Source organism: Hymenobacter sp. UV11 (genome assembly GCF_004684095.1).
In the GTDB taxonomy this organism is placed as follows: domain Bacteria; phylum Bacteroidota; class Bacteroidia; order Cytophagales; family Hymenobacteraceae; genus Hymenobacter.
The window spans coordinates 373,430-399,554 of sequence record NZ_SRII01000001.1; the positions used below are offsets into that span (position 1 = coordinate 373,430).

Genomic DNA, 26,125 nt, shown 5'->3' on the forward strand with positions numbered 1-26,125 from the left:
ATTGGGGCCGGGGTATTTCGGGCAGTTACGGGGTGTTTATTCGCCTCTGCCGTGCCCTACCCCTCTCTGGAGGAGGTCAAGAGTAGGGGGCAATTAGTAGAGGCACAACATTTTGTGTCTCGTCGGTGATAAACAAGTGCCAGCAACGACGAGACACAAAATGTTGTGTCTCTACTAATTGCCATCGCCAGCCGCGGCGGGCTCGCGGCTGGCCCGGTGCTGCTTGGCGTATTCGGACGGGGCCACGCCGTAGATTTTCTGGAACGTTTTGCGGAAGTACTTGGCATCTTCTACGCCTACCTGGAACGCTACCTCCGACACCCGCAGCTGGGTTTGGGCCAGCAGCTGGGCGGCTCGCTTCATGCGCACATCGCGGATAAACTCGACCGCCGTCTGGCCCGTGATGCTCTTGATGCGGCGGTAAAAAACCGACTGGCTCATGGCCACTTCCCGCGCCAGCACCTGCACGCTGAACTCGGGGTCGTCGAGGTGCTGCTCCACCACGCGCATGGCCTGCTCCAGGAAGTCGCGGTCGGCATCGGCGATGATTATCTCGGTGGGTTCCAGCAGTATCTGGCGCTGGTAGTAGGTGCGCAGCTGGTGGCGGTTGCGCAGCAGCGCGGCTACCTTGGCTTGCAGCACCAGCGGGTTGAAGGGCTTGCTCACGTAGGCATCGGCGCCGGTTTCGAGGCCTTCCACCTCGTGCAGGGCCGCCGTGCGGGCCGTGAGCAGCAGCACCGGAATGTGGGCCGTTTTGGGGTGCTGCTTGATTTTCTGGCACAGCTCCAGGCCGTCGCTGCGCGGCATCATCACATCGCTGATAATGAGGTCGGGCAGCTGGGCCAGGGCCTGCGCCCAGCCTTCCAAGCCATCGGCGGCGCTGGCCACCTCAAAATCGGCCTGAAAGAGCTGCTGCAAGTACTGGCTCACCTCGTCGTTGTCTTCTACCACCAGCAGGCGCGGGCGGGTGCCCAGCTCGGTGGGCGCGGCCCACTGGGCCAGGGCTTCGGCGTCGAGCGGGGGGGTAGGGGCTTGCAAATCAGGATTTTCGGCGTCGGGCAGCAGGTCGGTGGGCCGCAGGTGGGCCTGGCCAAACGGCAGCCGCAGCCGGAACGTGGTGCCCGCGCCTACCTGGCTCGCCACCTGCACCGTGCCCGCGTGGCGCTCGGCAAACTGCTTAACCAGCGACAGCCCGATGCCGGTGCCCGTCATGCGCAGCGTGTCGGTGTGCGAGGCCTGGTAGTAGGGGTCAAAAATGTGGGCTAGCTCGTCGGGCTTAATCCCTACCCCCTCATCAAAGACGTTTATCTCCAGGTAGTTGCCCGTAAGCTGGCCATCCTGAAATACGGCCTCGCCGCCGGGGTTGCCCACCACCGTGGCCGCCAGCCCTAGCCGCCCGCCCTCGGGCGTGTACTTGAAGGCGTTGGCCAGCAGGTTGGTCAGAATAATCTCCAGCTTGCTGCGGTCGAAGTACAGCTGCACCGGCTCGGCGGGCACGTCGAGGGTGTAGTCGAGGTGGCGCTCCTCGGCTTTGAGCTTGAAAACCTGGTAGATATCGCTGATGAAGCCCAGAGCATCGCCGTAGCTGGCGCGCAGCGGCACGTTGCCGGCCTCCACCTTGCGGAAGTCGAGCAGCTGGTTGACCAGGTCGAGCAGCTTGCGCGTTTGCTTGTGCATCAGCAAAAGCTTGTCGCGCAGGTTATTAACCGGGCCGGGGCTGCCGATTATCTCCTCCATCGGCCCCAGAATGAGCGTGAGCGGCGTGCGCAGCTCGTGGCTCACGTTGGTGAAAAAGCCCAGCTTGAGGTCGGTCAGTTCCTTCTCCTTCTCGGCCTGAAAATGCTCCAGCGCCAGCTTGCTTTGCAGCTCCTGCTGGGCCATCTCGAAGCGCCGGTACAGCGCAATGGAGCCAATTAGCGCACTGATATACAAGAGGTAGGCCCACGGCGTCTTGTACCACGGCGCCAACACGTCGAACGCCATGGTGGCGGGCTGCTTCGACCACGCGCCCTCGCCGTTGCTGGCCTTCACCTGCAGGCTGTAGTGGCCGGGCGGCAGGTTGGCAAAGCTGGCGGTGCGCTGGCCGGGGCCGGGGTCTACCCAGTCCTGGTTGTAGCCCAGCAGGCGGTATAAGTAGCGGTTTTTCTGCGGATTAGCAAAGCTGAGGGCCACAAATTCGACCGAAAAATCGTTCTCCGCCGCCCGAATGGTCACCGCCTGGGGCTGCGACAGGGCCTTGGTGAGCAGCACGCGGCCGTTTAGCTTTTCGCCCACGCTCACCGGCCGGTTCATCACCCGCAGGCCGGTTAGCTGCACCACGGGGGGGTAGGGATTAGGCTGAATGGCCGAGGGCTGGAAGTAGTTAATGCCATTGATACCCCCGAAATACAGGGTGCCATCCTGGGCGCGGGTGGCCGAGGCAATCTTAAACGAGTTGCTTTGCAGGCCGTCGGCCACGCCGTAGCGCAGGTACTGGCGGGTATCGGGCGAGTACCGATACAGGCCGGTGCCGCCAATCCAGAGGTGGCCCGCATCGTCGGCCAGCAAGCTCTCTACATCGCTCTCCGGCAAGTACTTACTAAGGGGTTGGATGACCTCGCGGCCCTGCGCATCGGTGCTGAGCTGGTGCAGGCCGCCCCCGATGGTGCCAATCCAGAGGGTGCCCTGCTCGCCCAGCAGCAGCGGCCACAGGTAGTTGACGCGCAAGCCGCCCGCCTGCCCCGGCACGTAGTGAAAGTGCCGCAGCACCAGCAGCGAATCGGGGGTAGGGCGCAGCTTGAGCAGGCCCGCATCGTGGGTGCTGGCCCACAGCACATCGCGCGCGCGGTCGTAGAGCAAAAAGGTAAACTGGTCGCTGGGCAGGCGGCTGTTGCGCCGGTCCACGGTGCCCAGGTACTGCCCCTCAGGGCTGAAGCGCAGCAGGCCATCCGAAAACGTGGCCACCCAAAGCGTGCCCTGGCCATCCTGGGCCAGGTGCTCGATGCTGGTGGTGCTGAGGTCGGGGCCGCCGGGCAGGCGCAGGTAGGTGGTTAGCTTTTCGTGGCCGCCGGTGCGCGTGAGGGCCACCAGGCCATTGTTGCGGGTGCCAAACCAGAGCGTGCCGTTGGCCGCCCGAAAGATGGTGGCCACGTCCACACCCCGCGCCGCGTCGGCCTGCTGGCTGAGGTAGGTGTGGTAGGTGTGGCGCGCCAGGTCGTAGCTGCTCACCCCGTTGCGGGTGCCAAACCACAGCAGGCCCGTGGCCTCTTCCTTATAAATGGTGTTGATGTAATTATTGGACAGCGCAGCCGGGCCCGTGAGCTGCCGCCGCAGCCGCCCAAAGGCCTTCTGGCGCAGGTCTACCTTGTTGAGGCCGCCGGCCGAGGCGCAGAGCCACATTATCTGGTGGCGGTCCTCAAATATCTGGTGTACCCGCTCCGAGTTAATGCTGTACGGCTCACCATCCTGGGGTAGAAAGAGGGTAGGGCGGGCGGCCTGCACGGGCGGGGCGGTGCCCGTCACGGCCCCGGCTTCCCACACGTAGAGGCCGTAGAGCGTGCCCGCCCACAGCCGGCCAAACGAGTCGAGCCGCAGCGATTGCGGCACCGGGCACTGCTGGGGCAACGGGTGGGCGGCCAGCTCGCGCACGGTGCGGCGGTTGGCGGCGGCCACCCACAGCACCTGGCGGTCGGTGCCCACCCACAGGTCGCCGCGCCGGTCCAGGCACAGCGCCCGAATGGGGGTAGCAGCCAACTCGGTAGCCTGGGCCGTGAGGGCATTTTCGGTTGAGCGCACTACTAGCAGGCCCGCGCCCAGCGTGCCTACCCACACCTTGCCCTCGGCATCAATAACCAGGCTCGTGACGTGGGCCGGCGCCGCCCGGCCCGCCACCAGCAGCGGCAGCTGCCGCAGGCTGCGCAGCTGGCCCTGGGCATCGAAGGCCAGCACAAACACGCCGTGCTGGGCCGTGCCCACCCACAGCCGGCCCTGGGCATCGAAGGCCAGGGTAGCCACGTCGCTCTGGGCCAGCAGCCGGGCCAGGGGGCGGGCGGGGGGCGGGGTCAGCTGCTCATTATAGCTCACGAAGGCATCGCGGCGGGCATCGTAGAGGCTGAGGCCCGCGTGCTCGGCGCCCACCCACAGGCGGCCGTCGGGGCCCACCAGCAGCACCTCGATGCGGTTGCCCGACAAGCCGTTGAGCGGGTTGATGGGCATTGTATAGTGCTTGAGGGCGTAGCCATCGTAGCGGTTCAGCCCGCGGTTGGTGCCAATCCAGATGAAGCCGGCGCGGTCCTGGGCCACGGCCATGGCGTCGGAGTGCGACAAGCCCTGGTCTACGGTAATGTGCTCGAAGCGAAACTCGCTGGGCGTGGCGTCCTGGGCGCGGGCCAGCGGCGCCAGCAGCAGCAGCCAGAGCCCGGCCGCCGCCCGCAAATAGCCGAAAAATGCCGTCACGGTAAAAGAAAGAAAAAGGGTGGGGTAGGGAAGAAGCAGCACCGCCGGCGGGGGCAGCGTAGCCAGCCAGCACCCTAAGGTAAGTCGCTCGCCCTCGCCCCGCTACCCCGGCCGCCTGGTTGAGGCCGGGCTCGCCGCCTTTTCGCGGGGGTAGTCAATTTCGTCCCCCTTTTCAGCGAAAATGCCCCCTTTCGCCGCTGGGGGCGGCCGGTACTTTTGCCTGACTAGGTGGCTGCGCTGGCGCGGCTGCCGGCCGCTGGCATAGTGGCTTCGCTACGCCGGCCGGCCTATTCTCCCACCCAGCCCTACTTCTCGTGCGGTATTTTTTTCTTCTAGTACTGCTCGGCGGTCTGGGCTGGTGCCCGGCGCAAGCCCAGGCCCCGGCGGCCCGCCACACGTTTGCGCTGGGGCCCACCGATTTTCTGCTTGATGGCAAGCCCCTGCAAATGATTTCGGGCGAGCTGCATTACCCCCGTATTCCGCGCGAAGCCTGGCGCGCCCGCCTCAAAATGGCCAAGGCGATGGGCCTCAACACCATCGGCACTTACGTGTTCTGGAACGTGCACGAGCCCCAGCCCGGCCAGTACGACTTCACGGGTAATAACGACGTGGCGGCCTTCGTGCGCATGGCCCAGCAGGAAGGCCTGTGGGTGATACTGCGGCCCAGCCCCTACGTGTGCGCCGAGTGGGAATTTGGCGGCTACCCCTACTGGCTCCAGAACGTGCCCGGCCTGAAGGTGCGCAGCCAGGAGCCGCAGTACGTGGCCGCCTACAAGCGCTACATCGAGGCCGTGGGCAAGCAGCTGGCCCCGCTGCAAGTGGGCCACGGCGGGCCGGTGCTCATGGTGCAGGTCGAGAACGAGTACGGCTCTTATGGTTCTGATAAGCAGTATTTAGCGCTCAATAAAAAGCTGTTTGAAGACGCTGGCTTCGATGGCGTGCTCTACACCTGCGACCCCGTAGCCGACGTGGCCAAGGGCCACCTGCCCGGCCTGCTGCCCGCCGTGAACGGCACCGACAAGCCCGCCGAAATTCGCCGGCTGGTGCGCGCCAACCACGATGGCCAAGGCCCCTACTACGTGGCCGAGTGGTACCCGGCGTGGTTCGACTGGTGGGGCGCCCCGCACCACACCGTGCCCGCCGCCCGCTACACGCCGGGCCTCGACTCGGTGCTGCGGGCCGGCATGAGCATCAACATGTACATGTTTCACGGCGGCACCACGCGGGCCTTCCTAAACGGGGCCAACTACAAGGGCGACACCTCGCACTACGAGCCCCAGGTGAGCAGCTACGACTACGACGCGCCCCTCGACGAGGCCGGCAACCCCACGGCCAAGTTCCGCGCCTTCCGCGCGGTTATTGCGAAGTATCGGCCTGCCGGGGCCGCGCCCCTACCCCCCGTGCCGGCCGCCAAGCCCAGCGCCGCGCTGCCCGCCCTGCAATTGACCCAATACGCCAGCCTGCTCGGCCACCTGCCCGCGCCCGTGGCCAGCCCTACCCCCCTCACCTTCGAGCAGCTCAAGCAGGCCTACGGCTTCGTGCTGTACCGCGCCACGGTGCCGGGCGGCCGGAGTGAAGTATTGAAAATCAATGACCTGCGCGACTATGCTGTGGTGCTGGTAAATGGCCGCCGGGTGGGCACCCTCGACCGCCGCCTGCGCCAGGACAGCCTGCGCCTGGCCCTGCCCGCCGGCCCGGTGCAGCTCGATATTCTGGTCGAAAACCTGGGCCGCATCAACTTCGGCGCGTACTTGCTCCAGAACAACAAGGGCATTACCCGGCGCGTGCTGCTGGGCGGCCGGGAGGTGACGGGCTGGCGCATGTACGGCCTGCCTTTTGCCCAGGCGCCCACCGTGGCGGCCGGCAGCCCTACCCCCGCCGCGGCCAGCGGCCCGGTGCTGCGCGCTGCCACCTTCACGCTGGCCCAGCCCATCGATACCTACCTCGATATGCGCCAGTGGGGCAAGGGCGTGGTGTGGCTGAATGGCCACAACCTGGGCCGCTACTGGGCCATCGGCCCGCAGCAAACGCTGTACGTGCCCGCCGAGTGGTTGCGCAAGGGGACGAACGACATCAAAGTGCTGGAGCTGCTGCGGCCCGAGCAAACGGCCCTGCGCTTCCTGGACCATCCTATTCTCAGCGAGCTGAGTGGGCCTCAGCCTTGAGGGAGATGAGTTTTCAGCTGAACCATATACTCTTCGCGGCTCACCTCACCCCCTAGCCCCCTCTCCAAAAGAGAGGGGGAACTAGTTATAAACCAAATTTTTATAATTAGAACTAAAAACTAGTCCCCCCTCTCTTTTGGAGAGGGGGCTAGGGGGTGAGGTGCCCCGCAGAGGGCGACCACTCCTCCACCCTTCCACCATGAAAAAGCCCTTCCTCTTTGCTGTGCTGCTGGCGCTGGCCGGCCCCGCCGCTGCCCAAAAGCTTACCGCCTTTCACCCCGGCGCGGTGTGGCCCGATAACCACGGCACGCACCTCAACGCCCACGGCGCGGGCGTGCTCTTTGATAAGGGCCGCTACTACCTCTTTGGCGAGCACAAAATAGCCGGCCTCACCGGCAACCGTGCCCAGGTGGGCGTGCACTGCTACTCGTCCAGGGACCTCTACAACTGGCGCGACGAGGGCATTGCGCTGGCCGTGGCCCCGGCCGGCTCGGGCTCCGAAATCGAGCAAGGCTGCGTGCTGGAGCGGCCCAAGGTGGTGTTCAATAAAAAGACCGGGCAGTATGTGATGTGGTTTCACCTGGAGCTGAAGGGCCGGGGCTACGCCGCCGCCCGCACTGCCGTGGCCGTGAGCGGTAAAGCCACCGGGCCCTACCGCTACGTGCGCTCGTACCGGCCCGGCGCGGGGCAGTGGCCGCTGGGCTTTCAGGAGGCCTGGAAGCAACCCCTACCCGGCGAAAAAGACCTGAAGTGGTGGACGCCCGACTGGTACCGCGCCGTGGCCGAGGGCCTGTTCGTGCGCCGCGACTTTGCCCAGGGTCAGATGGCCCGCGACATGACCATCTTCGTGGATGACGATGGCAAGGCCTACCACGTCAGCGCCTCCGAAGACAACCTGACGCTGCACCTGGCCGAGCTCACCACCGACTACCAGGATTTTACGGGCCGCTGGAACACCATTGCGCCGGCCGGCCACAACGAGGCGCCCGCCCTGTGCAAGCGCGGCGGCAAGTACTACCTGCTCACGAGCGGCTGCACCGGCTGGGCGCCCAATGCGGCGCGCTCCTTCGTGGCCAGCTCCATCTGGGGGCCGTGGCAGGCGCTGGGCAACCCCGCCGTGGGGCCCGATGCTGACTCTACCTTTCACTCCCAGAGCACCGCCATTTTGCCGGTGGCCGGCCGGCCCGACGCCTTCCTGTTTATGGCCGACCGCTGGGTGCCCAAGAACCCCATCGACGGGCGCTACATCTGGCTGCCGCTCACCTTTGAGGACGGCCGCCCCCGCCTGCGCTGGGCCGACACCTGGACGCTGGGCGTGTTTGACCAGCCCCGCCCGGCGGCCACGCAGTAGCCCCGGCCTGGGGCGGGCTGCTGGCAAGCGCGACTGCGCTCGGTAGCAGGATAAAGAACTGATTTACTGCCTGCCAACCTGAGCTAGTGGCCTGGTTAAAGGCAGCCGGAGACTACAGGAGGGTAGGGGGCAATTTACCCCCTTCTTTTGCTTAAAATACCCCCCTTAGCCTCCCCGGCTAGCCTGGTACTTTTACCCCTGCCTTCGGCTCCTACCCCCCTGCGGTGGGCCGAAGGCGGCGCCTCGCGGCCATCCTCCTTCGCTACTCCATTTTTCCCACCCCAGGCTGGCTTTGGCTGGTCTAAAACTCCCCTTACCTATGCAGGTAAAGTCTCTACTATTATGCGGGGCATTGCTGCCGGCTGCCGTTGCGGCAGCCCCGGTTTCGCTGGCCAGCCCCGGCTGGCCGGGCGCCGAATTGCGGCAGCCCACGGCCGACATCACCGTGACGGGCAAGGTGCTCGACGAAAAGCAAGCGGGCCTGCCCGGCGCCACGGTCGTGCTGAAGGGCACCTCGTTGGGAGCCAACACCGACGCTGACGGCAACTTTAGCCTGCGCGTACCCGACGGCACGGCCAGCCCTACCCTCGTAATTTCCTCCATCGGCTACGTGCGGCAGGAAATTGCCCTGAACGGGCGCACCAACCTGACGGTGAGCCTGGTCGCCAATACGCAGGACCTCAACGAGGTAGTAGTGGTAGGCTACGGCACCCAGAAGCGCTCGGACATTACCGGCTCGGTGGCTTCGGTGCGGCAGGACCGCCTGGAGAAGATTCCGGTGGCCAACGTGGCGCAGGCGCTGGAAGGCGCAGTGGCGGGCGTGAACATCAGCACCACTTCGAGCCTGCCCGGTACGCAGCCCGCCATCAATATCCGCGGGGTGCGCTCCATCACGGCCAATACCTCGCCGTACCTCATCGTGGACGGGCTGCCGTTTCCTGGCACGCTCAACGACATCAACTCCAACGACATTGCCTCGATTGAGGTGCTGAAGGATGCCAGCTCGACGGCCATCTACGGCACGCGTGGTTCCAACGGGGTTATCCTCATCACGACCAAGCGCGGCAAAACCGGCAAGCCCGAGATTCGCTACAACGGCTACGCCGGGCCCGAGTATCTGGTGTATAAGCTGCACCCGCTCGACGGGCCAGCCTATGCGCAGAAGTACCAGGACTATGCCACGCAGCGTGGCCTGACGCTCACGCAGGCCCTTCCCAATTACACGGAGGTGACCAACCTGCAGGCGGGCAAAACGGTGGACTGGATGCAGGAAATCCGGCAGCAGGGCTTGGTGCAGGACCACAACCTATCCATTTCGGGCGGCACCGATAACGTGCGGTACTTCGTGGGCGGTGAGCTGTTCAAGCAGCGCGGGGTGATTAAAGGCTTCCAGTTTCAGCGCATCAACGTGCGGGCCAACGTCGACGCCAACATCACGCCCTGGCTGCGGATAGGCACTTCGTCGTTCTTCTCCAGCAACAACGATGGCGGCGGCCGGGCCAACCTGTCGCTGGCCCAGGTAACCAGCCCCTACGGCAATGAATACAACGCCGACGGCACGGTGACAGTGTACCCGGAGCTGCCGGAGCTGCTGATTAAGAACCCACTAGCCTCGCTGACTACCAACCGCGAAAGCGTGATAAACCAGCTCACGGGCACGGGCTACGCCGAGGTAGACCTGCCGCTGAAAGGCCTGCGCTACCGCCTCAACGGCACTTATTCGTACCGCCCCTACCGCTACGCCTACTACGAGGGCCGGCAGTTTGGCAACAACTACGGCGCCGCGCAGCTCCTGAACGAGGAGCGGCACAACTACACGGTGGAGAATATCCTGAGCTACAACCGCGACTTTGGCAAGCACCACGTGGATGTCACGGCGCTCTACAGCGCCCAGCAGAATACCTACTTTACCACTACCGAGAACGGCAGCGGCTACATCAACGACCAGACGGGCTACAACGGCATCGGGGGCGGCTCGCTCTCGCCTACCCTCAGCTCGTACAGCGAGCGCCGGGCGCTGCTCTCGCAGATGGCCCGCATCAACTACAACTACGACAGTCGCTACCTGCTCACGGCCACGGCCCGCCGCGATGGCTCGACGGTGTTCGGCGCCAATACCAGCAAGTACGGGGTGTTTCCCTCGGTGGCCGTGGGCTGGAACGTGGCCAACGAGGCCTTCCTGAAGGACAACCGCGTGCTGAACGTGCTGAAGCTGCGCTTCTCGGTGGGCACCACCGGCAATGAGGGCATCAACCCCTACCAGACCATCACGGGCCTGACGCAGCTGCAGTACGCCTACAACGGGGTAACGGCTACCGGCCTGCGAGCCAACGTGCTGGGCAATGCCAATTTGAAGTGGGAGCGCACCACCAGTACCAATTACGCCGTGGACTTCGGCCTGTTGGGTAACCGCATCACCGGTACGGTGGAATACTACGACGCCAAAACCAGCGACCTGCTCCTGAACCGCGCCCTACCCATCATCACCGGCTACGGCTCGATTCTGGACAACGTGGGCGCGGTGCGCAACCAAGGCGTGGACGTGACGTTGACCACGGCCAACATCCAGACTTCGGCCTTCACCTGGGAAACCAACTTCAACTTCTCGGCCGTGCGCAACCGCGTAACGCAGGTTTATGGCACCGGCGGCGACGACATTGGTAACAACCTGTTTATCGGCAAGCCCTTGTTTGGTATCTACTCCTACGTGAAAACCGGCGTGTGGCAGCAGGGGGAGGACGTGAGCAAGCAAGACCCCTCGGCCAAGCCCGGCGACCTGAAGTTTGCCGACCTCAACGGCGACGGCGTGATAAACGCCCTCGACCGTCAGTACCTGGGCTCGTCCATCCCCGACTGGCAGGGCGGTATCACCAACACATTTACTTACAAAGGCCTGAGTCTGCGGGTGTTCTTCCAAACGGCGCAGGGCATCCTGAAAAGCAACGGCAACCTGAGCTTCGCGGACCTGGGCGGGCGCGTTAACACGCCGCAGGAAATTGGCTACTGGACGCCTCAGAACGGCAGCCAGGACCGCCCCGGCCTCAACTACACCAACCCCCGCGGCTACAGCTACCCCAGCAGCGCCAGCTACACCCGCCTCAAGGACGTGACGCTCAGCTACAACTTCCCGGCCGCCATTACCGAGAAGCTGCACTTGGGGTCGCTGTCGGTGTACCTCAGCGGGCGCAACCTCTATACCTGGACGCCCTGGATAGGCTGGGACCCCGAGCAGAACTACACCCTGGGCAACGGCACGGGCAACGTGGACAATCCGACTTCGAGCAACGTCATCAACGCCACCAGCACCACTTATCTCAACTACCCCAACACGCGCACCTTCGTGGCTGGCCTGAACGTGAGCCTGCGCTAACCCCTTCTCGCACCCGATTTACTTCTTGGATATGAAACGATTGATAGTGGCTGCGCTAGGCCTGCTGGGCGCGGCGCAGCTGACCAGCTCCTGCAAAAAGGACTACCTGGACGAAAACCCTCCTTCGCTCTACACCCCGCAGACGGCGCTGGTAGACTCGCTGGGCTTTGAGGCCGAGATGGCCGGCCTGCAAAACGTGGTGCGCGACCTGTACACCAACTCCGACAACCAAGGCATGGTGAGCATCATGCAGCTGGGCACCGACGTGGCCTCGCCGGGCCAAACGCAGGGCATTGAGGTGCCCTACTATAACTACGCGCAGCTCAGCTCGCAAGACAACGGGGCCAGCTACTTCTGGGGCCAGGCCTACCGCATTATCAACAACTCGAACATCATCATCTCGGCGGCGGCCGCGGCGCCGGCTACCCTGCGCCAGGGCTACAAAAACCGGATTGCGGCCGAGGCCCGCTTCTTCCGGGCCTACGCCTATGACCTGCTGGCGACCCTTTACGGCGACGTGCCGCTGATAGACCAGCCGCTGACCGCGCCGCGCACCGACTTTACCCGGACTCCCATCGGCACGGTCAATGACTTTATAGTGAGTGATTTGACAGCAGCCATTCCCAACCTGCTAACGGCCAGCCAGTTTGCGGCGGCGCAGTCGGGCCGCATCACGCGCGGGGCGGCGCAGCACCTGCTGGGCCAGGTGTACCTGCGCATGAAGCAGCCCGCCAAGGCCGAGCCGGTGCTACAGGCACTTATCAGCAGCACTGTCTACAAACTGATTTCGGCCCGCTACGGCGTAAACGCTGGCTCGCCCGGCGACTATTTCGCTGATATGTTTATTGTGGGCAACCAGCGCCGCAGTCAGGGCAACACCGAGATTATCTGGGGCATTGAGCAGCAACTGAACGTGCCGGGTGGCGTGGGCAGCAGCGGCCAGCAGCGGCGCGTGTGGGTGCCCGCCTACTACAACATCAAAGGCATGCTTATCGCCGACTCGTTGGGCGGGCGCGGCATCGGCCGCCTGCGCCTCAGCAACTGGGTAGACTACCAGCTGTACCCGGCCAATGAGAACGCCGACATGCGCGACTCGAAGTACAACCTCAAGCGCCGCTTTTATTACAACGACGCCTCGCAGACGGCCCTGTTTGGCAAGCGCGTAACCGGCCTCAAGGGCGTCGATACGGTGTACAACATCACGCCCTACACCACCAAGTGGAACCAGTATAACCCGGCCGATGCCTTCGGCTACGCCACCGTGAAGGACCTGCCCATTATGCGCCTGGGCGAAACCTACCTGCTGCTGGCCGAGGCGCAGCTAGGCCAGGGCAACACCACCGGGGCGGCGGCCAGCATCAACGTGCTGCGCACCCGCGCCAAAGCCGCGCAGGTAACCGCCAGCCAGATAACGCTCAACTTTATCCTCGATGAGCGCGCTCGTGAGCTGATAGGGGAGGAGCAGCGCCGCCTCACGCTGATGCGCACGGGCACCTTGGTAGACCGGGCTACCCGCCTGAACGGGGCGTCCATCACGGGCCTGACTGCCAAAAACAGCCTGCTGCCCGTTCCGCAGTCGGAAATTGACCGCAATACTAATGGCGTCTTAGCTCAAAATCCTGGCTACTAACCCCTTGCTGTAGCTAACTGGGCCGGGGCCTGTCGTGGGAGACAGACTTCGGCCCTTTGGTTTTTTATATCCAGTATGAAACAGACCATTATCCTGGCTTGGGCTCTGGCCGTGGGGGTAGGGAAGCGGATGGCCGCGCAGCCGGCCCTACCCCCCTTCTTCGACACCCACGTGGCCCCGGCCGCTACCAAGCTGCCGCCCTTTGCGGTGCAGAACCCGGACCACCAGTTAAGCCCTTTCACGGGCATGACGCGCGCGCACTGGCAGCAGGCGGCGCAGTACCTGCTCGGCGGCGCGTTCAGCTACGTGCGGACGCTGGACGACCCGATGCAGTTTCCAAAGCAGCCGGGCAAAAGCTACCCCCGCTCCGCGAGCCAGGTGCCCACCGAGAAGCTGGAGGGCCTGTGCCGCACGCTGTTTATGGCCGCGCCGCTGCTCAAGGAAAACCCTGGCCTGGTGCTGAACGGCGTGAAAGTGGGCGACTACTACCGCCACCAGCTGGCGCTGCTCGTGGACCCGGCCAGCCCCTCGTTCATCCAGCCCCGCGCCGCCACCGGTGGCCCCAGCCAGAACCTGGTGGAGTTTGGCGGGCTGAGCGTGGCGCTGTTTGCGGCCCCCGAAATCCTCTGGGACCCGCTGCCTAAAGAAACGAAGGACAAGCTGGCCGCAACCATGCTCAGCTACGGCGACGGCCCCACCGTGCCCCAAAACTGGCGCTACTTCAACATCTTCATCCTCAGCTTTTACCAAAGCCGGGGCTACGCGGTGAATGAAAAGCTGCTGGAAGAGTACCTGCAAAAGCAGCTGACGCACTACAAAGGCGCGGGCTGGTACGACGATGCGCCCACCTTCGACTACTACAGCATGTGGGCCTTTCAGATGTATGGCCGGCTCTGGAGCCACTACTATGGGCAGGCGCACTACCCCCAGGTGGCGGCCCAGCTGGCTGAGAATTTCGCCCTGCTGAAGGATAACTACCCCTACCAGTTTGGGCGCGATGGCAATATGCTCATGTGGGGCCGCAGCATCACGTACCGCTTTGCGGCGGTGGTGCCGTTTCCGCTGATGGGGCTGGCGCCCACCGTGCCCGGCACCAACTTTGGTTGGATGCGGCGCATTGCCTCGGGGGCACTCTTGCAGTTTTTGCAAAACCCTGATTTTTTGCAGGATAACATTCCGACGCTGGGCTTCTACGGGCCGTTTGACCCGGCCGTGCAGGCGTATAGCTGCCGGGGCAGCGTGTTCTGGATGGCCAAGGCGTTTCTGGGTTTGCTGGTGCCAGCCGATAACCCGTTCTGGACGGCCACCGAAAACGAAGGGCCCTGGGCCAGCGAGTTCAAGCCCGGCACGGTAGCCAACAAGTTTGAGGCGGGGCCGAATATCCTCGTCACCGACTACCCCAACAGCGGCGCGGCCGAGCTGCGCGACGCGCCCCGCCAGCCCGCCAGCGACGGCAACCGCGGCAACGAGAACTACAACCGCCTGAGCTACAACACCGCCTTCCCGTGGCAGGCCGACGGCCCCCACGGCGAGGTAGCCATGAGCTACGTGTTCAAAACCAAGGACGATACGTGGGAAGCCCTGCGCTTCTACACCTTCAAAAAGTACGAAAACGGCGTGTACTACCGCGACGCCACGCCCGAAAGCACGTCCACCCTCAAACTACAGCTGGCCGAAATGCCCCTGCCCAACGGCATCCTGCGCGTGGACCAAAATGCCAGCACCACCGCCACCGCCCTGCGCCTGGGCCACTACGCCCTACCCCAGCTGGCAGGGCCGATAAAGCGCAGCACCCGCCGGGTGAAGGGCCACGAAGTGCACCTCCTCGACAACGGTACCTACCAATTGGCGCTGGTGCCGCTCAGCGGCTGGCAAAAAGTGGAAGTGGTGGAGGCCACCGGCCTGCACCCGTCTGCTAGCAAAAGCGCGGTGCTAAATGCGGTGGGCACCACGGCTCCTACCCCCCGCCCCGCACTCTATGCCACGCTGCTGCTCTGGAAAAAATCGGGTGAGAAGTGGACCGATGCCGAGCTGCTGCCGGTGCAAAAAGTGGCCGCCGCCAACGGCGGCGCCACGGTGACGCTGGCCGATGGCAGCCGCCGGGAAATTGCGTATTAGCCGAGTAAATGCTATGTGTAGATTTTTTGAAAAGCAAGCGGTTATCGGGGGTGGAGTTGGCCGCATGGTGCCGTTAGCGCTACTGTTGGCCTTCGCCGGCCCCGCCGCCCACGCCCAAACCTCGCCCCCAGCCGATTCCCTGCACGCCCCGCCGCCGGCCCTGCCCGGCCCCACCGCCGACCCGCACCTGGCGGCGTTTGGCAATACATTTTACCTATACCCCACCACCGATGGTATCGAGGGCTGGGGCGCCAAGTCGTTCACGGCGTGGTCGTCGAAAGACCTGGTGACGTGGAAGAATGAGGGCGTGATACTAGACCTGCCGCGCGACCTGACCTGGGCCAACCGCAACGCCTGGGCCCCGGCCATGGCCACCAAGAATGGCAAGTATTACTTCTACTACTCGGCGGCCCAAAGCGTGGGTGTGGCGGTGGGCCCCACCCCCCTCGGGCCGTTTAAAGACCCCCTTGGCAAGCCGCTGGTGGCCAAGGATGCCTACCACGGCCAGGCCATCGACCCGATGGTGCTGGTCGATGACGACGGCAGCGCCTACCTCTATTGGGGCCAGGGCCAGTGCCACGTGGTGAAGCTGAACCCCGACCTGACGAGCTACGACCCCGCCGCCGTGGTCGAGTTTAAGCCCGTGGGCTACAACGAGGGCCCGTTCGTGTTCAAGCGCCAGGGCAAATACTACCTCATGTGGAGCGAGTACGACACCCGCGACCCGCGCTACTCGGTGGCCTACGCCACGGCCCGCTCGCCGCTGGGCCCCTGGGTGAAAGCCAGCGGCCCGCCCGTGCTGCATGGCCGCGGCGTGGTGCAGGGCGCCGGCCACCACTCGGTGGCGCAGGTGCCGGGCACCAACCAGTGGGCTATCGCCTACCACCGCTTCCGCATTCCCGGCGGCACCGGCTACAACCGCGAAACCTGCCTTTCGCCCATGCGCTTCGATGCGCAGGGCAACATTTTGCCCGTCAACGTTTTTGAGAAAATGCCGGCGACCGTAGTGCCGCGCCAGGGGGATAGGGCACCCCGCCGCTAAGGCAACCCGCTCCTGGTCTTTCGTTCCTTTTCCGTAGCATGATACAATCTGTTCGCTTTTTCCTGGCCGCCCTGCTGCTGGCCGGCGCCGGCCGGGCCACCGCCCAGGCGCCTACCCCCCCCAACGAGTGGGAAAACCCCCTAATCGTGGAGCAGCATAAGGAGGCGCCCCGCGCCAGCTTTATGGTGTATGGGCAGCCCGCCGACGTGGCCGCCAACGACTACGCCCGCTCGCCCTACCACCAGAGCCTGAACGGCCGCTGGAAATTCAACTACGTGCCCCGGCCCGCCGACAAGCCCCAGGACTTTGCCCGGCCCGAGTTTGACGATGCCGCCTGGGCCAGCATCGCGGTGCCGTCGAACTGGGAAATCCAGGGCTTTGGGGTGCCGATTTACACCAACGTCACGTACCCATTTCCCAAAAACCCGCCCTTTATTGATGGGCGCGACAACCCGGTGGGCAGCTACCGGCGCAGCTTCACGGTGCCGGCGGGCTGGGCGGGGCGCGAGGTGCTGCTCACGTTTGGCTCCATCTCGGGCTACGCGGTGGTGTTTGTGAATGGCCAGCGCGTGGGCATGAGCAAAGTGGCCAAGTCGCCGGCCGAGTTTGACATTACTTCTTATTTAAAGCCCGGCCAGAACACGCTGGCCGTGCAGGTAACACGCTGGCATGATGGTAGCTACCTCGAAGACCAGGACTTCTGGCGCCTCTCGGGCCTCGACCGCGACGTGTACCTCACCAGCCTGCCCAAGCAAACCATCTGGGACTTTTTTGCCCACGCTGGCCTCGATGCGAGCTACAAAAACGGCCAGTTTGCCACCGACGTGACGATGCGCAACTTCGCGCCCACGGCCGGCGCGGCGGGCCGCCTCACGGTTGAAATCCTGGATGCCACTGGCAAAACCGTGCTGCGCCAGCAGCAGGCCGTGGCCGCCCTACCCCCCGCCGGCACCCAGACGGTGCACCTCGCCGGCACCCTCAAAAACGTGCGGCCGTGGAGCGCCGAGCAGCCCAACCTGTACCAGTGCCGCCTCACGCTGGCCGACGGCCAGGGCCAGCCGCTGGCCATTACGGGCTGCGCGCTGGGCTTCCGGCAGGTCGAAATCAAAAACGCCCAACTCTTGATAAACGGCGTGCCGGTGGAGGTACACGGCGTGAACCGCCACGAACTGGAGCCTACCACCGGCCGCGTGGTCACCGAAGCCGGCATGCGCCAGGACCTCACCCTGATGAAGCAGCACAACATCAACGCCGTGCGCAGCAGCCACTACCCCGATGATGAGCGCTGGCTGCGCCTCTGCGACGAGCTGGGCTTCTACCTCGTGGACGAGGCCAACATCGAAACCCACGGCATGGGCGCCGAGCTGCAGGGCAGCTTCGACAAAAGCAAGCACCCGGCCTACCTGCCGCAGTGGGCGCCGGCCCACCTCGACCGCATCCACCGCTTGCTGGAGCGCGACAAGAACCACCCGGCGGTCATCATTTGGAGCATGGGCAACGAGTGCGGCAACGGGCCGGTGTTTCACGAGGCCTATACCTGGCTCAAGCAGCGCGACCCCAGCCGCCCGGTGCAGTTTGAGCAGGCCGGCGAAGACGTGGACACCGACATCGTGTGCCCGATGTATCCGGGCGTAAATTCGATGAAAAAATACGCCGACGATGCCAGTCAGAAGCGGCCTTACATCATGTGTGAATACTCGCACGCGATGGGCAACAGCAACGGTAACTTCCAGGAATACTGGGACATCATCCGCAGCAGCCCGCACATGCAGGGCGGCTTCATCTGGGATTGGGTCGACCAGGGCCTGCTGGCCTCCAACTACGGCGCGCCCTACTTTGCCTACGGCGGCGACCTCGGTGGCTACCAGCTCCAAAACGACGAGAACTTCTGCGCCAACGGCCTGGTGGCCGCCGACCGCACCCCGCACCCCGGCCTGCTGGAGGTGAAGAAAGTGTACCAGGATATCCGCTTCAGCGCCGCCCAGCCCGCCAGCGGCCGCCTCACGGTGCTCAACGGCTTCTCGTTTAATAACCTGGACAACTACACGTTCCAGTGGGAAGTGTTGAAAAACGGCGTGCCTCTGCGCAGCGGCACCTTCGCGGTGGCCCACCTACCGGCGCGCCAGCAGCGCGAGGTGAAGCTGGCCCTACCCCCCCTGCCGGCCGCCAACGGCACCGAGTACGTGCTCAACGTAGTGGCCCGCACCAAAGCGGCCGCGCCGCTGCTGCCGGCCGGCCACGAGGTGGCCCGCGAGCAGTTTGTGCTCACGCCCGGCCCGGCGTATTTCGCCGCGGCGCCTACCCCCGCCGGCGGCCTGCAAGTGCAGCGCACCGGCGATAAGCTGACCTTCGTGGCCGGCGAGGTGAGCGGCGAGTTTGACACCAAGCAAGGCCGGCTCAGTAACTACCACCTGCGCAACGAGCAGGTTATCAGCCAGTACCCGGAGCCGTACTTCTGGCGCGCGCCCACTGACAATGACTTCGGTAACCAGATGCCGCAGCGGCTGGGCGCCTGGCGCACGGCCCACGCCCAGCGCCAAGTGCAGCGCGTGACGGTGGGCGAGCAGTCGGCTGCCGGCCTGCCCATCACGGTCGAGTACCTGCTCACCAGCCTCGGCGTGCCCTACACCGTGAGCTACCTCATCGCCCCCGACGGCGCGGTGCAGGTGACGGCCGCCCTCGACATGCGCGGCAAAGACCTGCCCGAGCTGCCCCGCTTCGGCATGCGCCTGGAGCTGCCCGGCCGCTTCGACCAGCTGGGCTACTACGGCCGCGGCCCTTGGGAAAACTACAGCGACCGCCATTCGGCCGCTTTCCTGGGCCAGTACCGCGACACCGTGCGCCACCAGTTCATTAATAACTACATCCGGCCCCAGGAGGGTGGCTACCACACCGATACGCGCTGGCTCACGCTCACTACCCCCACCGGCCGCGGCCTGCGCGTAGAAGGCGCTCAGCCACTGAGCTTCAGCGCTCTTGACGTATCCACCGAGGAGCTGGACCCCGGTCTCACCAAGAAGCAGCAGCACACCAGCGACGTGCGCCACCACGCCGACCGCGTGTACCTGAGCGTGGACCTGGCTCAGCGCGGCGTGGGCGGCGACAACAGCTGGGGCGCCCTGCCCCACGAGCAATACCGCCTGCTGGCCAAGCAGTATTCGTATAGCTATACCTTGCGGTTGGTTGATGAAAAGAAGCCGCAGCCGTAAATAGAATCCCGCCATCTGTCATCCTCATCTGGCGTCCGCTTGTGAAGGACCTAATACTCAGCGAACGAGTCGTTTGGGCGTAACAAGGTCCTTCGCAAGCGGACGCCAGATGAGGATGACAGACGGGTAGGTTTTGACGCTCAGCATAACTGGATTATTATAAAATCCTTAAAATAAGAATTTTATGCGTGCAAGTCAGTTTATAATGCTGCTGCTGATTACGGCCGGCTGCCTGGCCGGGCTGCCAAGCTGGGCGCAGCGCGCCGCCGTAGCGCCGCTCATGCCCCTACCCCCCGTGCTGCAGTCAGTGCTGCCGGCTGGGCTGGGAGAGGCAGCAAAAACGGGAGTAGCCGTTTCGCCTACCGCCCCGGTCACCCCCGCCGCGACCGCCACGCGGCCGGTCTTGCCAGAGCCCGTTTACTTGCTTGATGCTCATATTATCTTGGGCCCGAATGGACTAAGTAAGCTTACGCCACAGGATATAGCTAAAGTCGACATCTATAAAACGGCGGCAAGCACGCCCGCGCCGTGGCGTAGCTTGGCGGCGCACGGCATCTTAAGCATCACCCTCAAACCGGGCGCGAAGCATAGGCTGCGCACCAAGTCGCTGACCCGCATTCAGCGGCAGCTGAAGCTAACCGGGCCGGTTATCTTTCAGCTAAATGGCCTGCCCATTGAGAGTGCTTCGCTGCGGGTGGCTACCCAAGCTATTGCGGGGTTCGATGTACTTCATCATGACGCTGAGATTGTTGTGAACATCCGCCTCGTGCCCTACAGGCCTACGCCGCTGCCGCCCGGCTCCATCTACATCCGGGGGGTAGCGGGCCGGTAAACTTTTGCTATAATGCTTACCCTACTTCCCATTTGGTTGCTGCTCGCGCTGCCGGCTAACGTCCCGGCGGCCCATGCCCCGGCGCGGCCCTGGCGGCTGGTGTGGGCAGATGAGTTTAACACCGCCGGGTCTCCAAACGCGCAAAACTGGACGTTCGAAAAAGGCTTCGTGCGCAACCACGAGTTGCAGTGGTACCAGCCCCAGAATGCCACCTGCGCCCACGGCTCGCTGCTGATAGAAGCCCGCCGCACCCGCCGGCCCAACCCCGGCTACCAGCCCGGCAGCGCCGATTGGAAAGCCAGCCGCGACAGCATTCGCTACACCTCGGCCAGCCTGCAAACGCGGGGCCGGCACCAGTGGCAGTACGGCCGCTTCGAGATGCGCGCCAAAATCGACGTGCGCCCCGGCCGCTGGCCCGCGTTCTGGACGCTGGGCGCGGCCGGCGAGTGGCCCGCCAGCGGTGAAATCGACATCATGGAATACTACCGCGGCACGGTGCTGGCCAATTTTGCCTGGGGCACCGCCCAGCGCTATACCCCGCACTGGCAATCGGTAAAAAAGCCCCTGGCCGCCTTCCACGACCCCGCTTGGGCCCAAAAATTCCACGTCTGGCGCATGGACTGGGAGCCCGATTCCATCAAGCTGCTGCTCGATGGCCGCGTGCTCAACGCCGTGGCCGTAGCTAAAACGGTGAACGCCGACGGCACCAATCCCTTCCGCCAGCCGCATTATGTACTGCTGAATCTGGCCTTGGGCGGCGATAATGGCGGCGACCCCGCCGGCACCACCTTCCCCGCGCGCTTCGAGGTTGACTACGTGCGGGTGTACCAGCACTAAAGTGAAGGTTAACCAATAACCATACTTCAGATTAACACCATCTGTCATGCTGACGAAGGAAGCATCCTATCACCGCTGAATGACTCGTTCGAACCTGATAAGATGCTTCCTTCGTCAGCATGACAGACGGTGTTAATCAGAAGAAAAGCATCTTCCTGATAATTGATAACCAGTAGAATAATGCCTAAAAAAGCAATTTCACATGCACTCTGGCTCTTGCTGCTCTGGCTGGGGGGTAGGGGCCTGCCGGCCACGGCCCAAGCGCCCGTGGTGGGCCTGGGCTGGGCTAAAAACAACGTGAACGGCGCGGTTTTCCGCAAAAACTCGGTCGTGACCCAGGGCCAGGCGCAGTACACGGCCTACTACGACTCGGTGGGCTACGTGGTGCTGGCCAAGCGCCGCCTGCCCGCCGGGCCGTGGCAGGTGCAACGCACGCAGTACCAGGGTAATGTGAAAGATGCCCACAACATCATTAGCCTCATGGTGGATGGCGCGGGCTACGTGCACCTGTCCTTCGACCACCACGGCAACCCGCTGCGCTACTGCCGCGGCACCGCGCCCGGTGCGCTCACCATGGGCGCCCTGCAGCCCATGACCGGCCAGCAGGAGCAAAACGTGACCTACCCTGAGTTTCACCGCTTCCCCGGCGGCGACTTGCTCTTTCTGTACCGCGACGGTAGCTCGGGCAACGGCAACCTCGTGCTGAACCGCTACTCGGTCAAAACCCAGCGCTGGACGCGCCTGCACACGGTGCTCATCGACGGCGAGGGCCAGCGCAACGCTTACTGGCAGGCCTGCCTCGACGCCCGGGGCACCATCCACCTGTCGTGGGTATGGCGCGAGTCGCCCGACGTGGCTTCCAACCACGACATGGCCTACGCGCGCTCCCTGGACGGGGGTAGGACCTGGCAAAAAAGTACCGGCGAACCCTACCGCCTGCCCATCACCGAAAAGACCGCCGAGTATGCCGCCCGCATCCCGCAGGGCAGCGAGCTGATAAACCAGACCTCCATCACGGCCGACGCGGCCGGCCAGCCCTACATCGCCACCTACTGGCGGCCGGCCGGTACCCAAGTGCCCCAGTACCAGCTTATTTACTTGCGTAATAAAGCCTGGCAAACGGCCCAGGTCACGCACCGCACTACCCCCTTTAGCCTGAGCGGCGCCGGCACCAAAAAAATCCCCATTTCGCGCCCGCAGGTGGTGGTGAGCGAGCAGCGCGGCCGGCGCACGGTGTGCGTGCTCTTCCGCGACAGCGAGCGGCAGGACCGCGCCTCGGTAGCGCAATGCACTGATTTGCAAAAGAATACCTGGCAGCTGAGCGACCTCAGCCCTACCCCCCTCGGCAGCTGGGAACCCAGCTACGACACCGAGCGCTGGAAGCAGGCGGGCATCCTCAGCCTCTTCGTGCAGCGCACCGGCCAGGGCGACGGCGAAACCCTGGAGGCCGTGCCACCGCAGCCGGTGTCCATCCTCGACTGGCAGCCGGCGGCTCCCAAAGTCAAGTGAGTTTTTAAACGCAAAAAAGCCCCTTTCAACGAGTTGTGAAAGGGGCTTTTTTAATTTAGTTGCCTTCTAGAGGCGGTCGTTGTCCGACCAGGGCTCGAACCTGGACTCTCCTGAATCAAAATCAGACGTGTTGCCAGTTACACCATCGGACAATTTCCCGGTGGGCGATGTGCCGTTCGGGGCTGCAAAGGTACTAAAAGAATGATACGAGGCAAGAGGAGGAATAAATTTTTTTAAAAAAAGTGTTGGGCCGGGGCCATCTGGCCTCAGCGGGGTGGGTGGGGGTAGGGGGCGGATTCACCTTAGCTACAGCTTTGAAAAGCCCGGTTTGAGGCGTACTTTTGCACCCTCAAAAGATATTAACTTAGTAAAACCCAGTAAAACCCAAGCAAATGGCGAATTCGGGCAAAATCACCCAGGTTATCGGCCCCGTGGTGGACGTGAGCTTCGCGGGCGAAGGCGACCTCCCCAACATCTTCGATGCCATGGAAGTGACCAAAGACAACGGCCAAGTGGTTGTGCTGGAATGCCAGCAGCACTTGGGCGAAGACCGGGTGCGCACCATCGCCATGGACTCGACCGAAGGCATGACCCGCGGCGCCGAAGTGCGCCCTCTGGGCCAGGCCATCACGATGCCTACCGGCGACGGCGTGAAAGGCCGCTTGTTCAACGTTATCGGCCAGGCTATTGACGGCATTCCGCAGCCCAAAAGCACCGGCGGCCTGCCCATTCACCGCAGCGCCCCGGCGTTTGAGGAATTGGCTACCTCGTCGGAAGTATTCTTCACCGGCATCAAAGTAATTGACCTGCTTGCTCCCTATGTAAAGGGCGGCAAGATTGGTCTATTTGGCGGTGCCGGCGTGGGCAAAACCGTTCTCATTCAGGAGCTTATCAACAACGTAGCCAAGGCCTACTCGGGTCTGTCGGTATTTGCGGGGGTAGGCGAGCGTACCCGCGAGGGCAACGACCTGCTGCGCGAATTCATCGAGGCCAACATCATCCGCTACGGCGATGCCTTCAAGCACTCGATGGAAGAGGGCGGCTGGGACTTGTCGAAAGTGGACATGGTGGAGATGGAGAAGTCGCAGGCTACCCTCGTGTTTGGCCAGATGAACGAGCCTCCCGGAGCCCGCGCCCGCGTGGCCCTGTCGGGTCTCACCATCGCCGAGAGCTTCCGCGATGGCGACGGCACCGGTGCCGGCCGCGACATCCTGTTCTTCATCGACAACATCTTCCGCTTCACGCAGGCGGGTTCGGAGGTATCGGCGCTCTTGGGCCGGATGCCGTCGGCCGTAGGTTACCAGCCCACGCTGGCCACCGAAATGGGCTCCATGCAGGAGCGTATCACCTCGACCAAGCGCGGCTCGATTACCTCGGTGCAGGCTGTGTACGTGCCCGCCGACGACTTGACCGACCCGGCCCCGGCCAACACCTTTGCTCACTTGGATGCTACGACGGTACTGAGCCGCAAAATCGCCGAGCTGGGTATCTACCCCGCCGTTGACCCGCTGGACTCGACCTCGCGCATTCTGGATGCCACCATCCTGGGCGATGAGCACTACAACACCGCCCAGCGCGTGAAGGAGATTCTGCAGCGCTACAAGGAGCTGCAGGATATCATCGCCATCTTGGGTATGGACGAGCTTTCGGAAGAGGACAAGCAGACCGTGAACCGCGCCCGCCGCGTGCAGCGCTTCCTGTCGCAGCCCTTCTTCGTAGCCGAGCAGTTCACCGGCCTCAAAGGTGTGCTCGTTGACATCAAGGATACCATCCGCGGCTTCAACGAAATCATCGACGGCAAGTACGACCACCTGCCCGAGTCGGCCTTCAACCTGGTCGGCAACATCGAAGATGCCGTAGCCAAGGGTGAGCGCCTGATGGCGGAGGCCAAGTAATAAAACTGGCAGAACCGTCATGCTGAGCTTGTCGAAGCATCTCTACCGCATCATTGGGTTACTAACCCTGGCGGCGCGGTGGAGATGCTTCGACAAGCTCAGCATGACGTTCTTTCTTTCAACCCAAAACTCAAATCAATGCACTTAGAAATCATCACCCCCGACCGGAAAGTATATGAGGGCGAAGTAACTGCGGTGCGGTTTCCGGGCACCGATGGCTCGTTTGAGGTACTCAACAACCACGCGCCGCTCATCGCGGCCCTGCGCGAAGGCGACGTGACGGTGACGGGCGCGGGTGGCGGTACGTTTCACATCAGCGGCGGCATCGTGGAGGTGCTGCGCAACCAAGTGATTGTACTGGCAGAGTCAGCTTCGGCTTAGCCCGCTAGCTATTACGCAAAAGCGCCCGCGCTGACTTCGGTCGGCGCGGGCGCTTTTTTTGGTGGCTTGGGGCATAGCCAGGGGGGTAGGGAATGGCCCACGCGCTTCAATATTTTCGCGTTTGAAGCAGCCATTTGGGGCGAAATCTCGTTCAGGCAATATTCATTCCTCCACCTGCTGCCTGCCGCGCTATGCCGCATACTACTGAAGCCAATATTTATTCGCCCCGCCAGCGCTTTGTGCTGCTCATCGTTACGCTGGTAGTGCTGGGAATGCTGGCCCTATTCGGGCTCTTGGAATACCTGACGGCCTTTTTGGGTGCGGGCATTTTGTACGTGGTGCTGCGGCCGTGGTTCACGGCCCTGGTGCACCAGCGCCGCTGGAACCGCACCTTCGTAACGGTGCTGCTGCTGGTGTTTGCGATAGTAGTGCTGGTGATTCCATTCTTCGCCCTGTCGTCGCTGCTTATCAACCGCGTAACCGAGCTGGCCAAACACCCCGAGCAACTTTTGTCTGCCGTGCAGAGCGTGGAGCGCAAGGTAGGTATGCAGGTGACCCAGGAAACCCAGGTTCGCCAGTTGCTGCAACAAGGCGCCGCCCGCGTAAGCCAGTGGATACCCACGCTGGCCAGCAGCGTGCTCAACGTCATCGTTATTGTGGGCCTCATGCTGTTCACGCTCTACTACCTCTTCATGCAGGAAGAGGCCTTCTTATTGGGGCTGAAGCGCTACCTGCCCTTCCGCGAAAAGACAATGGATGAGCTGAGCATCTCCCTGAAAAACAACGTGAATGCTAATGTGCTGGGCCAGGGCATCGTGGCGCTGGTGCAAGGCATCCTCACGGGCGTTACCCTCTGGATATTCGACGTGCCGGATTCCTTGTTCTGGACGGTAGTGGCCTTTTTTATGGCCTTTATTCCGGTGCTGGGCACGCCGCTGGTGTGGGGGCCGGCGGCCATCTACCAGTTCGCGCAGGGGCACAATGGCCAGGGCCTCGGCATTTTGCTAGTGGGCGTTATCGTGATTGTTAACATCGACAACCTGCTGCGCATCTGGCTGGCCAAGTATATGGGCGATATTCACCCTTGGGTAACGCTGGTGGGCCTCACGCTGGGCGTCGGCATTTTTGGCATTGTGGGCCTGGTTATCGGGCCGCTGCTGCTATCCTATCTCATTGTGCTGATGCAGGTTTTTGCCCGCGAAAACGTGGCCCTGCGCCACTTGGTGCCCGATGGCGTAGTAGCCAAAGCCGAGCGTAATATGGAGGCTAAGCTCCGGCAGGAAGAGGCCGCCAGCGAAGTGCGGCGCACGCAGTAAGTGTGGGCCAACGCCGGCCCGACGCTACCTTCGCCT

14 protein-coding genes and 1 tRNA gene are annotated in these 26,125 nt (G+C 63.5%); 13 read left to right on the top strand and 2 right to left on the bottom strand.

All coding sequences use genetic code 11. The features are described from left to right. Positions 1-174: 174 nt before the first annotated feature. Complete coding sequence (locus E4631_RS01440) at positions 175-4,434, bottom strand: hybrid sensor histidine kinase/response regulator transcription factor (protein WP_133658318.1); 4,260 nt, start codon at positions 4,432-4,434, stop codon at positions 175-177. A gap of 314 nt (positions 4,435-4,748) precedes the next feature. Here E4631_RS01440 and E4631_RS01445 point away from each other — a divergent pair, with 314 nt between their 5' ends. The 10 genes from E4631_RS01445 (at position 4,749) to E4631_RS01490 (ending at position 22,497) form a co-directional block, all read left to right on the top strand. Continuing rightward, positions 4,749-6,599 (top strand): beta-galactosidase family protein, encoded by a 1,851-nt coding sequence (locus tag E4631_RS01445; RefSeq protein ID WP_205704186.1) that lies wholly within the window; start codon positions 4,749-4,751, stop codon positions 6,597-6,599. Between the two features lie 199 nt (positions 6,600-6,798). Then, entirely contained in the window at positions 6,799-7,950 is a 1,152-nt protein-coding gene (locus E4631_RS01450; protein WP_133658319.1) for a glycoside hydrolase family 43 protein, read from the top strand. A 319-nt stretch (positions 7,951-8,269) separates the two neighbouring features. After that, positions 8,270-11,320, top strand: a complete 3,051-nt coding sequence (locus tag E4631_RS01455) for a TonB-dependent receptor (protein ID WP_133658320.1) — start codon at positions 8,270-8,272, stop codon at positions 11,318-11,320. A gap of 31 nt (positions 11,321-11,351) precedes the next feature. Continuing rightward, positions 11,352-12,950, top strand: a complete 1,599-nt coding sequence (locus tag E4631_RS01460; protein WP_133658321.1) for a RagB/SusD family nutrient uptake outer membrane protein — start codon at positions 11,352-11,354, stop codon at positions 12,948-12,950. Positions 12,951-13,025: 75 nt separating this feature from the next. Then, complete coding sequence (locus tag E4631_RS01465; protein ID WP_133658322.1) at positions 13,026-15,068, top strand: DUF2264 domain-containing protein; 2,043 nt, start codon at positions 13,026-13,028, stop codon at positions 15,066-15,068. Positions 15,069-15,081: 13 nt separating this feature from the next. Further along, complete coding sequence (locus tag E4631_RS01470) at positions 15,082-16,110, top strand: family 43 glycosylhydrolase (RefSeq protein ID WP_205704187.1); 1,029 nt, start codon at positions 15,082-15,084, stop codon at positions 16,108-16,110. A 38-nt stretch (positions 16,111-16,148) separates the two neighbouring features. Continuing rightward, positions 16,149-19,319, top strand: a complete 3,171-nt coding sequence (locus E4631_RS01475) for a glycoside hydrolase family 2 TIM barrel-domain containing protein (RefSeq protein WP_133658324.1) — start codon at positions 16,149-16,151, stop codon at positions 19,317-19,319. A gap of 184 nt (positions 19,320-19,503) precedes the next feature. Then, positions 19,504-20,151 carry a hypothetical protein gene (locus E4631_RS01480; RefSeq protein WP_135318577.1) on the top strand — a complete coding sequence of 216 codons (648 nt, stop codon included), beginning with the start codon at positions 19,504-19,506 and terminating at the stop codon, positions 20,149-20,151. A gap of 12 nt (positions 20,152-20,163) precedes the next feature. Further along, a complete protein-coding gene (locus tag E4631_RS01485; protein WP_133658326.1) occupies positions 20,164-20,988 on the top strand; it encodes a family 16 glycosylhydrolase in 825 nt (274 codons plus the stop codon). Between the two features lie 216 nt (positions 20,989-21,204). Continuing rightward, a complete protein-coding gene (locus tag E4631_RS01490; protein ID WP_205704188.1) occupies positions 21,205-22,497 on the top strand; it encodes a BNR repeat-containing protein in 1,293 nt (430 codons plus the stop codon). 79 nt (positions 22,498-22,576) lie between these two features. Here the strand turns inward: E4631_RS01490 and E4631_RS01495 are convergent. Further along, a tRNA-Gln gene (locus tag E4631_RS01495) sits at positions 22,577-22,649 on the bottom strand. A gap of 240 nt (positions 22,650-22,889) precedes the next feature. Here E4631_RS01495 and atpD point away from each other — a divergent pair. The 3 genes from atpD (at position 22,890) to E4631_RS01510 (ending at position 26,089) form a co-directional block, all read left to right on the top strand. Further along, positions 22,890-24,392, top strand: a complete 1,503-nt coding sequence (gene atpD / locus E4631_RS01500) for a F0F1 ATP synthase subunit beta (protein ID WP_133658328.1) — start codon at positions 22,890-22,892, stop codon at positions 24,390-24,392. Positions 24,393-24,530: 138 nt separating this feature from the next. Further along, the gene (gene atpC, locus E4631_RS01505) at positions 24,531-24,773 is read left to right on the top strand and encodes an ATP synthase F1 subunit epsilon (protein ID WP_133658329.1); all 243 of its coding nucleotides are present in this window, start codon (positions 24,531-24,533) and stop codon (positions 24,771-24,773) included. Positions 24,774-24,964: 191 nt separating this feature from the next. Next, on the top strand, positions 24,965-26,089 hold the full coding sequence (locus E4631_RS01510; RefSeq protein WP_133658330.1) for an AI-2E family transporter: 1,125 nt from the start codon (positions 24,965-24,967) through the stop codon (positions 26,087-26,089). The last annotated feature ends 36 nt before the right edge of the window (positions 26,090-26,125 follow it).